Annotated in this window: 14 protein-coding genes and 1 pseudogene; 8 read left to right on the plus strand and 7 right to left on the minus strand. The window is 45.3% G+C overall.

Annotation, left to right across the window (positions count from 1 at the left end; all coding sequences use genetic code 11):
- Positions 1 to 2: 2 nt before the first annotated feature.
- Positions 3 to 1859 carry an arginine--tRNA ligase gene (gene argS / locus BMX95_RS19750; RefSeq protein ID WP_081203941.1) on the minus strand — a complete coding sequence of 619 codons (1857 nt, stop codon included), beginning with the start codon at positions 1857 to 1859 and terminating at the stop codon, positions 3 to 5.
- Between the two features lie 417 nt (positions 1860 to 2276).
- Between argS and BMX95_RS19755 the strand changes: the two genes are divergently transcribed.
- Positions 2277 to 2837, plus strand: coding sequence for a GtrA family protein (locus BMX95_RS19755; RefSeq protein ID WP_081203940.1), 561 nt, complete (start codon positions 2277 to 2279; stop codon positions 2835 to 2837).
- Between the two features lie 243 nt (positions 2838 to 3080).
- Here BMX95_RS19755 and BMX95_RS19760 read toward each other — a convergent pair whose 3' ends face one another.
- Entirely contained in the window at positions 3081 to 3494 is a 414-nt protein-coding gene (locus BMX95_RS19760; RefSeq protein WP_081204135.1) for a VOC family protein, read from the minus strand.
- Positions 3495 to 3765: 271 nt separating this feature from the next.
- Between BMX95_RS19760 and BMX95_RS19765 the strand changes: the two genes are divergently transcribed.
- The 3 genes from BMX95_RS19765 to BMX95_RS19775 are packed head-to-tail and all read left to right on the plus strand — an operon-like array spanning position 3766 to position 5138.
- Entirely contained in the window at positions 3766 to 4086 is a 321-nt protein-coding gene (locus BMX95_RS19765) for a phosphoribosylpyrophosphate synthetase (RefSeq protein WP_207631718.1), read from the plus strand.
- A 21-nt stretch (positions 4087 to 4107) separates the two neighbouring features.
- Positions 4108 to 4584 (plus strand): redoxin domain-containing protein, encoded by a 477-nt coding sequence (locus BMX95_RS19770; RefSeq protein WP_081203939.1) that lies wholly within the window; start codon positions 4108 to 4110, stop codon positions 4582 to 4584.
- The gene (locus BMX95_RS19775) at positions 4581 to 5138 is read left to right on the plus strand and encodes a DsbA family protein (RefSeq protein ID WP_081203938.1); all 558 of its coding nucleotides are present in this window, start codon (positions 4581 to 4583) and stop codon (positions 5136 to 5138) included. The genes BMX95_RS19770 and BMX95_RS19775 overlap by 4 nt, the downstream gene beginning before the upstream one ends.
- Here BMX95_RS19775 and BMX95_RS19780 read toward each other — a convergent pair.
- From BMX95_RS19780 to BMX95_RS19795, 4 genes are all read right to left on the minus strand, one after another.
- The gene (locus BMX95_RS19780; RefSeq protein ID WP_081203937.1) at positions 5110 to 5526 is read right to left on the minus strand and encodes a helix-turn-helix transcriptional regulator; all 417 of its coding nucleotides are present in this window, start codon (positions 5524 to 5526) and stop codon (positions 5110 to 5112) included. The two genes, BMX95_RS19775 and BMX95_RS19780, sit on opposite strands and share 29 nt — an antisense overlap.
- Before the next feature lie 314 nt (positions 5527 to 5840).
- Positions 5841 to 6959 carry a DUF2235 domain-containing protein gene (locus BMX95_RS19785; protein WP_081203936.1) on the minus strand — a complete coding sequence of 373 codons (1119 nt, stop codon included), beginning with the start codon at positions 6957 to 6959 and terminating at the stop codon, positions 5841 to 5843.
- Positions 6960 to 7181: 222 nt separating this feature from the next.
- The gene (locus BMX95_RS19790) at positions 7182 to 7919 is read right to left on the minus strand and encodes an N-acetylmuramoyl-L-alanine amidase (protein ID WP_081203935.1); all 738 of its coding nucleotides are present in this window, start codon (positions 7917 to 7919) and stop codon (positions 7182 to 7184) included.
- Positions 7920 to 7930: 11 nt separating this feature from the next.
- On the minus strand, positions 7931 to 8608 hold the full coding sequence (locus tag BMX95_RS19795) for a hypothetical protein (RefSeq protein ID WP_081203934.1): 678 nt from the start codon (positions 8606 to 8608) through the stop codon (positions 7931 to 7933).
- 350 nt (positions 8609 to 8958) lie between these two features.
- Here BMX95_RS19795 and BMX95_RS35510 point away from each other — a divergent pair.
- From BMX95_RS35510 to BMX95_RS19815, 4 genes and pseudogenes are all read left to right on the plus strand, one after another.
- A pseudogene (locus BMX95_RS35510) lies at positions 8959 to 9174 on the plus strand (IS3-like element ISElsp1 family transposase); the annotation flags it as partial.
- Between the two features lie 514 nt (positions 9175 to 9688).
- On the plus strand, positions 9689 to 11605 hold the full coding sequence (gene dnaK / locus BMX95_RS19805) for a molecular chaperone DnaK (protein ID WP_081203932.1): 1917 nt from the start codon (positions 9689 to 9691) through the stop codon (positions 11603 to 11605).
- Between the two features lie 156 nt (positions 11606 to 11761).
- Positions 11762 to 12607 carry a hypothetical protein gene (locus BMX95_RS19810; RefSeq protein WP_081203931.1) on the plus strand — a complete coding sequence of 282 codons (846 nt, stop codon included), beginning with the start codon at positions 11762 to 11764 and terminating at the stop codon, positions 12605 to 12607.
- Positions 12608 to 12633: 26 nt separating this feature from the next.
- Positions 12634 to 13506 carry a hypothetical protein gene (locus BMX95_RS19815; protein ID WP_081203930.1) on the plus strand — a complete coding sequence of 291 codons (873 nt, stop codon included), beginning with the start codon at positions 12634 to 12636 and terminating at the stop codon, positions 13504 to 13506.
- A 39-nt stretch (positions 13507 to 13545) separates the two neighbouring features.
- Here BMX95_RS19815 and BMX95_RS19820 read toward each other — a convergent pair whose 3' ends face one another.
- Positions 13546 to 15327 (minus strand): MutS-related protein, encoded by a 1782-nt coding sequence (locus BMX95_RS19820; protein ID WP_081203929.1) that lies wholly within the window; start codon positions 15325 to 15327, stop codon positions 13546 to 13548.
- Positions 15328 to 15426 lie beyond the last annotated feature (99 nt).

Below are 15426 nucleotides of genomic sequence, written 5' to 3' on the forward strand. Positions count from 1 at the left end.
ATTTACATTCTCTCAGGTACCTGTATCCCCAACAGCGCCATGCCGGATTTAAGCACATTGGCTACCAGCTGGTTGATCTGTAGACGCAATTCTTTTTTAGCGGGCGTTTCGGCGGTTAGTATTTTATGTTTGGCGAAAAAACTGTTGTACAACTGGGCCACATTGAATACATAACTGGCAATGGCACTCGGGTTCATTTCTTCACCAGCCTGTTTAATAACTTCAGGATATCTTTCCAGTGACAGGATCAATTCTTTTTCAAGCGGCAACAGGTCCGTGCCAATGTCGGAACCGGTATGTAATTCTTTTCTGAATACCGATTGGGTACGGGCAAAAGCATATTGCACAAAGGTGGCGGTAAACCCGTGCAGGTCTATCGATTCTTCCGGGTTAAAGATCATCCGCTTTTGGGGGTCAACGCGAACCAGGAAGAATTTCAAGCCACCGGTTCCAACCATTTCATCCAGCTTTTTTAATTCCTCTTCGGTCATGTCCTCCGTTTTATGCTGGCCTTTTTCTTTCTGTTCCTGTTCTCTTTCGGTTCTTTTACGCTCGGCCTCCTTTATCATTTCATCCAGCATATCATCAGCATCCACCACAGTACCTTCACGCGTTTTCATTCTGCCGGTAGGCAATTCTACCATGCCATAGCTTAAATGGAAGATACCATCGGCGCCGGCGACGCCCAGCTTTTGGCAAATGAGTTTTAATACCTTGAAGTGATAGTTTTGTTCGTCACCTACCACATACACGCTTTGGTCGGAATGGAATTCGTTTTGTTTTACTTCAGCCAGGCCAATGTCCTGGGTTATGTAAACAGCGGTACCATCGCGCCGTTGCACTATTTTTTCGTCGAGGCCGTCTTTGGTCAAATCAACCCACACGCTGCCGTCGTCTTTTCTAAAAAACACCTGTTTCTGCAAACCTTCTTCAACCAGGCCTTTCCCCAGCAGGTAGGTTTCGCTTTCGTAATATACTTTGTTGAAGTCGCTGCCAATGCGTTTGTAGGTTTCATCGAAGCCTTTGTATACCCAGCTGTTCATGGTGCGCCACAGTTCAACTACATCGGGTTTGCCGGCTTCCCAGTCAACCAGCATTTGCTGGGCGGCTTGCATAATGGGGGCTTCTTTTTCCATTTCCTGTTTGGTGTCTTCCATTATTTTTTCCGCCTGTTCCTGCGTTTTTCCGGCGGCTAATAATTCCGCCAGTTTCTTTTCCTTGATGGGCACCATTTGTTTCTTCAGTTCGGTCCCGAACTGAACATAATAATCGCCTACCAGGTGGTCGCCTTTTATGCCGGTACTGTCGGGGGTGGCGCCATTGCCGAATAGTTGCCAGGCGATCATGCTTTTGCAGATGTGGATGCCGCGGTCGTTGGCAATGCAGGTTTTTATAACCTCATAGCCATTGGCTTTATAGATCTCGGCAACGCTCCAGCCGAGGAAATTATTTCTTAAGTGCCCCAGGTGAAGGGGTTTATTGGTATTGGGGGAAGAATATTCAACCATTACCCGTTTGCCGTTGCGCGGCAGGCGGCCGTAGGCGGGTTCGTTATAGTTTTCTTTCAGGAAATTCAGCCAGAAGCTGTCGTTGACAGCGAGGTTTAAAAAACCTTTGATCACATTAAAAGCGCTGAAAAGGTTGGCGTTATTCGCCAGCAGGGCCTGTCCCAGTTCATTGCCCAATTCCTCCGGCTTCTTTTTCAGGGTTTTTAACAGGACGAACAGCACCACGGTATAATCGCCCTCAAATTCGGGTTTGGTTTCACTGACGGTAATAGAAGACGGGTTTACCTCTACCTGGTACAACTTACTGAGCTGTTCGCTAACTGCCTGCTGAATAACGGAAACTATTGCCATTCGTTTAATTTGTTGATGGTGCAAATTTAAGATAATGAGGGCAAAGGGCGGGCAGAAGGCAAAGGACACAGAGGAAATTCACCTGAGAAGCATCTTTTGCGATAAAAATTCAAAGAGCCATCCGCCTTCGGCGGACGGCTCTTTATAAAGTTCAGGGGTTAAACTTCATCAAATATGCTCGTTTTTAGGATACTTTAAAACAATGTTAAATTTTCTTGACCCGGATCAATTCTTCCCATTCTCTGCCCTTTGCCTTCTGCCCTCTGCTTTTCTTCAAGAAACCGCTGTTTTGGCAAAATAATGACGTCAAAGAGTGCGTTCCGGTGCCGGATGGGAGAAAATATACACGTTCGCCCAGTTCCTGACCGGTAATTATTGATATTCAATTACCTTTGTTAAGTATACAAAATACCATTTGTGAAGAACCTGATCAATGCAGTCATAAACGCTTTATATCCTTTTTTTCGCCGGATCATGCCATTACAAACCTTTCGGTATGCAGCCTGTGGTGGTGGAAATACATTGCTCGATATCTCCCTGTTTTATATAAGTTATCATTTTTTGTTCAGGGAACAATTGGTTCATACGCCGATCATTTCCCTACAGCCGTATACCGCGGCATTTATGGTTTCCTTCTCAATAACTTTTCCGCTGGGTTTTTATATGAGCCGTACCATTGTATTTCCCGGTTCAACCTTAAGGGGCCGTATCCAGCTGATCCGTTATTTTATGCTGGTATGTATCTGCATAGGGCTGAACTATATCTTTATAAAGCTCTTTGTTGAACAATGTCATTTATTTCCCACAGTAGCTAAAATACTGACCACTTTCATTGTAGTAGCATTCAGTTTTGTTACCCAAAAGCATTTCACATTCAAGACAGAAACGACCGAAGAAGAAACTATGCTGGAAGCCGAAGCGGTAATGGAAGCGGAAGTATTGGAAGAAGAAAAGCCAAGAATGGAAGGCCGCAGGTGAAGGACAGAATGTAAAGGGCAGAAGGCCCTCCTACGCTAAAGCTACGGCGGGCGAAGCAGAGATTTAATACAAAATACAATAAAATAGAAAATCCCCGGATCATTATGATCAGGGGATTTTCGTTTAAAAAAATAGTTTGGCGTACCGCCGAATCCGCCAGCCAGCGAAGCAGGAGGGCTGTTTTCCTACTGCCCTCTGCCCTCTGCCTTTCCCTCTCTGCCCTCTGCCCTCTGCCTTCTGCCCTTACTTCGGCTGCGTCATACTAAACCAATTCCCGCATCCATCGGTAACAATAGCTTCAATACCATAAAACTGTTCTTTAGGTTCCCCCTTGAATTGAACACCTTTAGCTTTTAACTCTTCATAGGTTGCGTAACAATCGGGTGTATATAAAACGCCGGCGCCCATTACGCCTTTGTCGAGCAATAACTTCAGGGCATTGCGTACTTCTTCATCATACCCATTCATGGCATCGGTGGCAGGGAACAGGATCACTTCCAATTCGGGTTGTTCGGGCGGTGTAACGGTCAGCCATCGGAAACCATTGTCCATAGTGGCATCGGTATGAACTTTAAACCCCAGTTTATTCACGTAAAAATCGTAGGCTTTCTCCTGGTCGCTTACAAAAAAACTGGCGTGTGATAATTTCGTGATCATATGCTTTTTGTTTTCAACAAAGCTATCGAACAAGGCACGAGGTAAGTTATTGATTATTGCTTTTTCCTTCGCCTGCTTCGCCTGCCATAAGCGGGCCATTGCCTTTCCCTCTCTGCCCTTTGCCTTCTGCCTCCTCTTATATGGTGAATCAATTCGTGCTTTCACGAAATACAGTGAAAAATATACAGGCAACATTCAAGTATATAATTGGTAGCCAGTAATTTAACCGGTTGGCATTGCATTGGCTTTATAATAGTAAAAACCGAATGATATGAAAAATTATGAAACACTCGCCGATGCTTTGTCTGACCTCAGAGGCAGGGGCTATAATGCCGACTTTGCTACAGAATCTGTTTGTCTTTATTGCGGTGATCTCGACCTGAGACTGGACCCCGAAGATTTTCATATAGATGAGGTGCATCGGTTTGAAGGCAATTGCAAACCGGAAGAAAATACCGTGTTGTATGCCATCTCGGCTTCTTCCGGGGTAAGAGGTACCCTGGTGGATCCCTATGGCGCACGCGGTGGGGGTGATAGTTGTGAACTGCCCAAACCCATCACCACGCTGCTTAGAATTGATCAACCATTATAATCACACACAAAATAAAACGCTATGATAGCAACAGGCACATTGGCACCCGATTTTGAATTGTATTCCACGCTCGACCAACAACTGAGATTAAGTGAGCTGAGAGGCAAAAAAGTGATCCTGGCATTTTACCCGGCCAACTGGAGTCCCGTATGCGATGATCAAATGAACCTGTACAACGAGATGGGAAAGTATTTTGCCAGGCACAATGCCCAGTTAATAGGTATTTCGGTAGATAGCAAATGGAGCCACCTGGCTTTCTGCGAGCACAACAAATTTCATTTTCCGCTGTTAGCCGATTTTGAACCAAAGGGTGAAGTCGCACGTTTATACGAAGTATACAATGACAAGACCGGTGAATGTCAACGCGCTTTGTATGTGCTGGATGAAGACGGTATTATTCGCTGGAGTTATTTATCACCCGTAGGTATTAACCCCGGCGCCGATGGCATACTGAATGCATTGGAAGAATTAGATAACGTTAAATCAACAAACCAATGACACAACTAAGAACACCTGTAAACAGTAATGACCATATCTGGGGCAATGAAAATGCCCCGCTTGAGTTATTGAAATATGGCGACTACGAATGTCCTTATTGCGGCCGGGCATACCCGATCGTAAAAGACATCATCAAACAAATGGGCAACAACCTGAAATTTGTGTTCCGGAATTTTCCGTTATCGAATGTGCATCCCCATGCCGTATCAGCTGCTGTAGCTACGGAAGCCGCAGCTTTACAAGGCAAGTTCTGGGAAATGCATGACATTATTTTTGAGAACCAGAAGACCCTGGAAGTAGAGCATCTTTTTTTGTTTGCCCATAAAGTAGGGCTCGACCTGGAACGTTTCAGAAATGATATTCAGGACCCGGCCCTGACCGATAAAGTGGAGAAAGATTTTTACGGCGGCCTTAGAAGTGGCGTGAACAGAACGCCCACCTTCTTTATCAACGGACAAAAATTCGATGGCGACTGGAGCGGTGATAACTTACTGAACTATTTACAAAACGTATTGGCAGAGCTGTCTACTTCTCCAACCGATACCCCTCAATAAAACAATGCGGAATAAATTGTTTGGGTTGTTCTTTTAGTTGTTGTTGTTTTAGCCAGGCCATGTTGCGATAATATGTAGGCGCAAACCCAATTTCTTTTTTGAAGAGCATGCTGAAAGAGCCAATGCTTTCAAACCCAACCTCATTACATACTTCGGTAATAGTGAGGTTTTCTTTATGAAGCAGGTCTTTGGCTTTATCGATCCTTTTTTGTGTAAGGTATTGATGCGGCGTGATCTTATACACTTTCGTGAACAACCGGTGAAAATGAAAGCGCGACAAACAAGCCTGTCCGGCTATTTTGTCAAGATCGATAGCCTCCCGAAAGTTATCGTCAATATAAACTTTGGCGGTTACTATACGTTGGTACGTATCGGAAGTAATTGGCATGGTTGGTATATTGGAATTAAATATACGAAAAGTTGCAGAAGGGCAGAGGGCAGAAGGGCAGAGGGCAGAGGGCAGAGGGCAGAGAAAGAAAGGCAATGGGCAGTGGGCAGTAGGCAGTAGGCACTAGGAAAACTGCCCTCCTGCTTCGCTGGCTGGCGGATTCGGCGGTACGCCAAACTATTTAAAAACAAAATCCCCGGACCATAATGATCCGGGGATTTTCTATTTGAATTAAACTTTAATGTATTTGCTTTAGGCTTTTACCTTTGGGCTTTAGCCTTGCATTTGCTGCTTACAGCCCCATTGCCCTTTCTTCAAATCTCTGCCTTCTGCCCTTTGCCTTCTGCCCTTTGCTTTAAAACCACCATAGGCTTATTACTTTCATCCAGATTAACATACTTCCTCAAATTCCTCGGCCTATACTGATACATTTCCCGAAAACGCTCCAGTACACTGGCATCGATGGTTTGACGGGTATCATCGTTCAGTGTGATAGCACGCCAAATGGGCAGCCAGAACCAGAATGCAGGGGAATAGGAGTTGCGCAATTCACCCCAGGGATTGCCTTTGATGGATTTGTATTCGGAATTATCATAACACAATCCAATGTTGTTAGCTTGTGTGGCCAGCCATTGCAGGGCCAGATCGCTTAGACCGGTATCGGCATAACCACCACCAATATTACTATGCACACCGGCAAACCAGCGTTGTTCTACTTGTTGCGGGTGATCGGGATCGTTTTTAACGGTATCGCTGAGCTGCCACAACGCCGGGGAGAACATCTTTCTTCGTTCATCGATGGCCAGTGCATGAAAGGCGTTCTCAACAGAACTGCTGAGGGTAACATCGTGAAACTGATATTTTTTCATGTTCCAGGAACGATACCAGGGCAGGGGAATACCCAAACTGCCCACGGTATCCCAGACGCCAATAAATTTTATGGGTGTTAGGTCTTCGCGGGCATATCGTTTTCTAAAACCCACCATCATATCAGATTCGGGTGCGGTATATTCATCGCGCATGCGATACAGATCATAAGCTTTATCTGTGAGGCCGAGGTATTCAGGTTTCAGGATACCGCAATTGCGGATCAGTCCGCCAATGCTGCGGGCGGTATAGGCGCCCCGGCTAAAACCGAACAGGTAAATTTCATCACCGGGTTCGTAATTGGTGACCAGGAAAGTGTAGATGTCTTTGATGTTTTTATCGATACCGGCGCCGGTGATGCCACCCAGTAAATTTGATTTCCAGGAGTAGCCGGTGCCAATGCCTTTATCGTAAAACTTGAGCTGGGGAATGGGTTGCCCCGTTGAATTATCGTACGAGCAAATGCATTGATACATTTTTTCAACGTTTGTTTCTACACGTTGACCGCGATCGGTATTGCCTGGTTTGTTCCAGGTGCCATCGCTGCAGGTTATTAAACGTTTCATGGCAGTGATTTCAGGAAATATTTTAAAAGAACGGCTGCTATAAATTTATGTAGGGTAGGAGATAGATTGCAACCGGGAATTACTGATCTTTTTAGGGTAGAAGTACGGAAATGTAAAAGCAATGCATTAACAAGGAAGCTCCAAGTTATTAACTATTTTATTGTTTTTGATAAATCTATGGTTGATGTTGGTCAGAAAACACTTTGAACTTTCAACTTAAAACTATTTAACCCCGCCACTCCAAAACCAATTGCCTTCTTCGGTATAATACCATTTACCATTGCCATTCACGGTTTCGCCATGCATGGTAAATCCATCAAAGGCCAGTTGAATACCGGCATTCACCATGTTGGTTATTTTATACACCTTGCCGGGTCCTGCCCGCAGGTTCAGCCGGGTGAGTGTGGTTACTTTGCCAAACTTTTCGGTTTTGCTGATCTGTCCGTTCATTACCTGGGCGCTGCCATTTACCAGGGCGATCAGTTTATCCATATCTACTTTCAAACCCGGACAGTTCTTTAAAGAATAAATTTCATGATGCCCTATAATATGCAGGCGGTCGGCGGGAATGCTCCAGCGCTGGCAAAGCCGTCTTATCAGTTCGGCGCTGGTGGCATACATGGCGTCGGTCCACTCGCTGCTTTCATTGCCTTCGTGTTCAACCCCAATGGTATAATAGTTGGGATTGATGAACATGCCATCGGATGTTTTTTTGATCAGGGGCCAGGTTGGATCGTGGATACGGCCGGCATGCCAGGCGGTATCGGTTTCATCGACGTATTGATGTACTTCGCCGCCTTTGCCAATACCGTAGTGGCTCGATACCTGCGACAGCGGGCTCAGGAACCAGCTATCGGTACCCTTTAAGGTACCATCCATAATATGAATAACAATGGCCTCGGGACGGTAAGTCCTTCTTCCCTGGGTGAAGTTGGGACTCGCTACTGATATGATGTTCATATAAATCCGTTTTAACCCTGTGCAGGTGTGTTCATGGCTTCATCTACCACTTTTTCATTAAGCGCTTCAGAAGCAGTTCCTTTGTTTTCTGTGATCTTTAATGCCGCATAAGTAGCCGAACTTAAACCCAGCAGGATCAGGTTATTGTCGCTGATAATTGGAATAATAAAGTCGGTCGAATGCAACAGGCAGTTGGCCAGGTTGGGGTCGCCCTTGGCAAAATCGGACATGCAAAAGCTGGGATCGCCCAGGTTACCCAGTACCGATGAAATGAACCAGATGCCGAATATCATGTTGAAGATAACGGCCTGGAACCGTTGAATACTAACCCCGTTTTGATCGGATAGAATGTCTAAGAAAAAATTACTGGTCTTGATGTCCTGATGCCGGAAGATCAAGGCATTCTGTTGATCGCCCAGATCAATGACCCGGGCCACGGCCGTGGTACCGGCGCTGATGCCCAGCAATACCAGGGTGGAATAATGCAGGTTGGGCGCATGGCCGGTTTGCATAATAATAGACGTAAACACCGTAAGAATGATCACCGACCACCAGGCCAGTTGCACGCGCGACCAGCTAAAGGGGCGCGGACTGGCCTTGCTCAGGTCGCGCAACATATTGAACTTTCGGTCGCACACGACAACGCAGGCAGTTAAGATGGCAAATAAGGCCCAGAACTGAAAAACCATAAGGAGTTGTTTTTAAGGGACATTGTTTGTGACAATCCCTTTACTTCCAAAGGGAATGCCGGATTTCAAAAACCAAGAGTTTCTACTTACGGTTTAGTCGTTCAAATTGAAGAATACCGGTATAACAGGGCTTCCGCAGCGTTTAACCGGCAGGTATAGGGGTGATGGGGCGTGAAGATATATAGACATTAATTAATAACAAAAAGAGGTTATACGTGATGTTGCAGTATAAATACGGTTTGGTCAGTTGCTAAGTTAACAAGTTAAAAAGTTGATAGGAGAGTAAAGTGGACGGCTGGTTAACTGGGTTGATAGAGAACGGAGAACAGCAGGTCTGGTGAATAGACAAATTGCAAATGGCTCTTGCCAATCGACTCTATCCTAAACCGGCGCTTATCCATCATTTCGACCGCGGATCCCAGTATTGTTCTGCTGATTATGTGCGAATACTAAAGGAAAATGATATCGCCATCAGCATGACAGAAAATGGTGACCCTTATGAAAATGCCCTGGCGGAACGGGTTAATGGGATTCTTAAAACAGCGTTTAATCTCTACAGCAACTTCAGGATTACCATAAGCTCATGTATAGCTTCTTCAGGATTATCAATTGCTTGTGTATAGTTGCTTCAGGACTTATTATTCATCTGTATAGCTTTAGGACGAGACATTCCCCTGTCTGATTCTAGTCAGATTCGTTCCACCTATACGACATCCCCGGTAATAATGCCACTGGAATGCCACTGGAATGCCACTGGAATCCCACTCCCCAGTGCAATTACAGTGCAATTATGCAGTGAGCCTGGTGGGATAAGTATCGAATACCTTATATAGTCAACATAAGTTTAACTACAATCCAACCCGGCTTCACAAACACTTCAACCCGACCTTCAGACCCCAATAACCTGGAAACCCAAGAACCCGGAACTTAAAACCTTCAACTTTAAACTTAAAACTGCCTTCCCGGTATTAACTATCAACCTATTAATGACAGTCTCTGCCAACAACCTGACATTTTTTCACTGTCTCTGCCCACGGCATAATCATTGATAACCATAAGAGAACATTAAATTCAGCATATATGGGAAAGATAATAGGAATTGACCTCGGTACCACAAACAGCTGCGTGGCAGTAATGGAAGGTAATGAACCCGTGGTAATTGCCAATGACGAGGGACGCCGTACCACCCCGTCTGTAGTGGCTTTTTTAAAGAACGGCGAAAGAAAAGTAGGCGATCCGGCTAAACGCCAGGCTATCACTAACCCACACAACACCATCATGAGCGTTAAACGTTTCATGGGGCGCCGGTTTGACGAGGTGACAGAAGAGATCAGCCATTGGAGCTACAAAGTAGCTAAGGGTGACAATAATACGGTACGTATTGACATAGACGGCCGCTTATATACACCCCAGGAAATTTCAGCCATGATTCTTCAGAAAATGAAGAAAACCGCTGAAGATTACCTGGGTCAGGAAGTAAATGAAGCCGTTATTACGGTTCCGGCTTATTTTAACGACGCGCAACGTCAGGCTACCAAAGAAGCCGGTGAAATTGCCGGTTTAAATGTACGTCGTATCGTGAACGAACCTACGGCTGCTGCCCTGGCTTACGGTCTCGATAAAGGCAGACACGATCAGAAGATCGCGGTATTTGACCTTGGTGGCGGTACCTTCGATATCTCCGTACTGGAACTGGGTGATGGTGTATTTGAAGTAAAATCTACCAATGGTGATACCCACCTCGGTGGTGACGACTTCGATAAAGTGATCATGGACTGGTTAGCCGGAGAATTCAAAAATGACGAAAACGTTGACCTGCGCAAAGACCCTATGGCGTTACAGCGTTTGAAAGAAGCTGCTGAAAAAGCCAAAGTGGAATTGTCTTCTTCAACAGAAACAGAGATCAACCTGCCATACATCACGGCTATTGACGGGGTGCCTAAACACCTGGTTAAAAAACTGAGCCGGGCTAAATTTGAACAGCTGGCCGATAAATTATTCGAACGCTGTTTGAAACCCTGCGAACAGGCACTGAAAGATGCCGGTTTATCTACTTCAGCCATCGATGAAGTGATCCTGGTAGGTGGTAGTACCCGTATTCCTAAAGTACAGGAAATTGTAGAAAAGTTCTTTGGCAAGAAACCTAACAAAGGCGTGAACCCCGATGAGGTGGTAGCCGTAGGTGCTGCTATTCAGGGTGCGGTATTGACCGGCGAAGTAAAAGACGTGCTGTTGCTCGACGTTACACCGCTGAGCCTGGGTATTGAAACACTGGGTAACGCAATGACCCCGTTGATCACTGCCAACACCACCATCCCTACTAAAAAATCAGAAATATTCTCAACCGCCAGCGATAGCCAGCCTGGTGTTGAAATACATGTACTGCAAGGCGAACGTCCGTTGGCTAATCAGAACAAGAGCCTCGGCCGCTTCCAATTGACAGACATTCCGCCTGCTCCACGCGGTGTACCTAAGATCGAAGTTATCTTCGACATCGATGCCAACGGTATCCTGCATGTAACAGCGAAAGACCAGGGAACCGGTAAAGAACAAAAGATCCGGATCGAAGCCGGTAGCGGTTTAAGCAAAGACGAGATCGAAAAAATGAAAGCCGAAGCAAAGGCCAACGAAGCCAGCGACAAGGCTGCCCGCGAAAAGATCGACAAGATCAACCAGGCCGACAGCCTGATTTTCCAAACAGAAAAACAACTGAAGGAATACGGCGACAAGATCCCGGCCGATAAAAAGGCGCCTATCGAAAATGCGCTGAACAAATTGAAAGAAGCCCACAAGTCTCAGGACGTTGACGCCATCGATGCGGCCTCCACTGAAATGAACAATGCCTGGACTGCAGCCAGCGAAGAGTTGTACAAAGCTACACAAGGCACACAAGCCGGTGGCGACCAACCCGGAGCCGGTGGCAATCAGCAACAGGGCGGAAACAACGGCGGTGGCGGCGAAAACGTAACCGACGCCGAGTTTGAAGAAGTGAAATAAAGGACGAGGATTACAATAAACTACAAAGGGCCCCGACGATTCTGTCGGGGCCTTTTTCGTTTCTGTCGGGGCCTTTTTTGTTTTAACAGATTTTAACCTTCGTTTACTAATTCTGTTTATAACTTGCACCTTAACCAAAAGCTTTAAACCATCTTTATGAAACGTATCCAACTCCTGGGAGTCATATTATCCTTTTCTCTTTTGTTTGCATGCAAGAAAGACTCCAATGATTCCGGTTCTAACAGTACTAAATTGTCTAAAGTTATCGTGTGGAACACAATAGGCTATTCACATACCATCGACGTATATGGGTACCGGTACGATGGCATGAACCGGGTATCAGAGATTACCTATGCCAATGGAGATTCTGCCAGTGGGGAAGAACAGGCGAAGCCCTACGAATCAATAAAATGGTTTTATAATGGCAATGAACAAAAGCCTTTCAAAAGCAGTGGTGTCAATCAAAGCTTTATACACTACGATGAGTATTATTTCTACGATGACATGGGAAGATTGGTAGGTGATAGCATAGTCGATGCTAACAGTCATAATGAAGAAAAATATAGCTGGGGCAACAATATGATCGTGCGCACCAGCATATGGAGTAATACGACTGGTGGTATGTCGTCAGTAAACCAGGACACCATTACCCTTTCAGATAAAAGTCAACTCGGGGCTACCGGCTCCAATCCGCAGACTGGTGAGAGCTTTGGCTCGCTATACACGTATGATAATAAAATAAATCCTTTGCATTTATTGAATATTCGTGCGGCTGCCACTTTTACCGCAATAGCCGGGTTGCCTACAGCCGGTTATAACGAAAACAATCTTATTGAGACGGCAAATGGTTACTTCGATATCTATGGGCCCGGGCCGGCAGTATTTGTAAAGTCACAGATCATTTCTTCTAAATACAATTATAACGCGGGTGGACTGCCGGTTGACTGTGAAACCTCAGGTAACATAGCAGGTATTACGAGATATAAATTCTACTATAATTAACTACTCCCAACCAATAAACCTTATTTATGAAATCGCTGATCCCCATATTAGGGATTATGTTATCCGTATCGGTGGTTTTTTCCTGTAAAAAACATTCCGGTGACGAGGGATCCAATGGCACTGTGTTGTCGAAAATTATCGTGCGCGGATCCTCCAATTTGCCCTCCGGGAGCATTGAGGTTAATAAATATTATTATGATGCCCAGAACCGGATAACCGGGTTCGACTATTTATATGGAGATGCAGCAAAGGACGAATCCGGGGCGAAGTATGTTAGTACTACAAAATGGTTTTATAAAGGCGATGAGCAGTTGCCTTATAAATATACGCAATTCAAAGACAGCATCTTTGTCAATGAAATGTATTTCTTTTACGACAACCAGGGCCGGCTGGCAACTGATTCTTTTTTGCCCAATGTTACCCATACGAGTTACACTATAAGACAATACAACTGGTACGTTGACAAGCTAATGATCATATCCGCAATACACGCAATGGGTACTATTGCCATGAGAACGGACTCCTTTCAAATAAACAACCACAATGTACTGGCACAATTCGGCACCAGTTACCCGCTTGGACAGGGGATACCAGCCACTTATTATACTTATGACAATAATATAAACCCGATCCATGCCCTGAACATTCATGCAGCTATTCCCTTGGGCAATTTAGGCGGGATAAATAATAATGGCTACAGCGAAAACAATCCCACCGAAATGAAAACCGGTTTCATCCCGTTATTCGGAGGCCCTGGCGGATATACGCCGGCGGGAACCCTCACCTATAAATATAATTATAACGAGCACAACCTTCCGGTTGACTGTGAAGCGACCGGTGATGGGAATATAGTTGGCAGCTTAAAAACAAACTTCTACTATACTACTTTAATCAGATAAAGGAACAATCCCTCCTGGTTTTGCAGGAGGGATTGTCTTTTAAATGATCTCCATCTTCTCCATTAAGAAAGAAGCATTTTTATTTTTAGCAACACCACGTTGCAGGGTATAATCAAACAATAACTCTCCATTGCGGATGGTGCTTTCGAAACAATAATTACTTACCTGTTTGGGCAGTTCTTCTTCCAACCGGCTAAGGGTAAGGTCGTGCGTGGCAAACAAGGTTAAACAATTGTATTTGATCAGCTTTTTTATAAATTGTTCGGAACCGTAGGTCTTATCTTCTGAATTGGTACCGCGTAATATTTCATCGATCAGGATCAGTACCGGTACGGTTTGCTGTTGCAGGAAATGAATGATCAGCTGCAACCGTTTTAACTCTGCCATGAAATACGAAGTCTGCTCCTGCAGCGAATCGCTTACACGTATGGAACCCCGGATAACCATGGGCGTAAAAGAAAAGGACGTGGCGCAAACCGGCGCACCGCACTGCGCCAGTATGAGGTTGATGCCCAGCGTACGCAAAAAGGTGGTTTTGCCCGACATGTTTGAACCGGTTACCAGTACCAGTTTTTCATTGTCACCAAAAGAACAATCATTGGCCACGCGGCCCTCCGCAGCGATCAGGGGATGCGCCAGTTGGGTAGCGGTGATCGCCAGTTTATCGGTGTGAATTGTGGGGTACTTATAAACCGGATTGTTATAGGCAAAAGTTGCCAGGGAGTTCAGGCTTTCGATCATGCCTACAGAATGGATCCATTCGTTGAACTGCTCTTTATTAAGTTGTTTCCAGCTTTCCAGAGCCCACAGGCATTGGATATCGTACATAAAAAAGCTGTTCAGGAAAAAGTTTATGAACAGGTTCAGCCGCTGATCGAACATCGCTGCTAACCGGGAGAGCTTTTTTACTGTATGATGCGCCTGGGCTGCTTTATCTTTTTCCTTTTTCAACAATACTGAATTGCCTGTTTCCACTTTTGTAAAAAGCGACAGAATGGTAGCGTACTGGTTCAGGATAGCTTCTTTCTTCCCGAGCAGCAGATGTTGCTGTTGAATCCGTTTGGTATACATGCCAATGATGCCCCAGTTTACAAGAATAACCGGGATCAACATGCCATAGCTTCCGGTGATGAGCCAGTTGAACAGGAATATAGTACTATACAAAGGCGTGAGAAAACGCATGATGTTGATGAAGCGATTGCCATGGATGGCCTGTGGTTGCTGTAACCAGTTACCGATGTCATCCATGTTGCCTTTCTTCTCGCCGTTTATCAATCCATAGGCCGTCAATAACTGTCCCAGTTCCCTTTGCGTGCTTAAGGTTCTGATAGCCTGTTGCTGGTCTTCGATGTCGGTTGGGTTCAGCGGAGGCGCGTTCAACAAACCGGCCAGTTGTTTGGTTCCATGGCCCGTAGTGGTACGGTTCAACAAAAGATATAAAGAGCCGGGGCCAAATACGTCCAGATCGCCTGCAATGCTGCCGTAGGACAAAAATTCCTCGCCGTTGTGAAACTCGTTGGGTTTGTTTTGCAGCACCTGCTGTTCATTGGTATTTATAAACAGCAACTTTTCAAGAAGCCCTTTACGATCGTTCAACCGCCAGGCAGCACGCACCAGTATCACAAAAGCAACAACCAGTAAAAGGGTAGTGGTTATCCAGGCGGAACTATGTGTGACCGCCCATTTATAAATACCCCAGGCAATACCGCCAAAACAGGCCATGCGCAACGCCGCCACTGCAGTGGCATACGGCTTTAACCGGGTCAACGCATTATTGTAATAAGAGATCTTTTCTTCGTAAAAAGCAAGGATTGACGACATAATGAAAACGCTATATATTAATAAAATATCGAAATGCAAGATAGTTTAAAAACGGCGGTTGCCACCTCATATACTTCTTAGCCTTTATATTATCAAAAT

The sequence above is a fragment of the Niastella yeongjuensis genome (assembly GCF_900110245.1).
GTDB classification, from domain to species: Bacteria; Bacteroidota; Bacteroidia; order Chitinophagales; family Chitinophagaceae; genus Niastella; species Niastella yeongjuensis.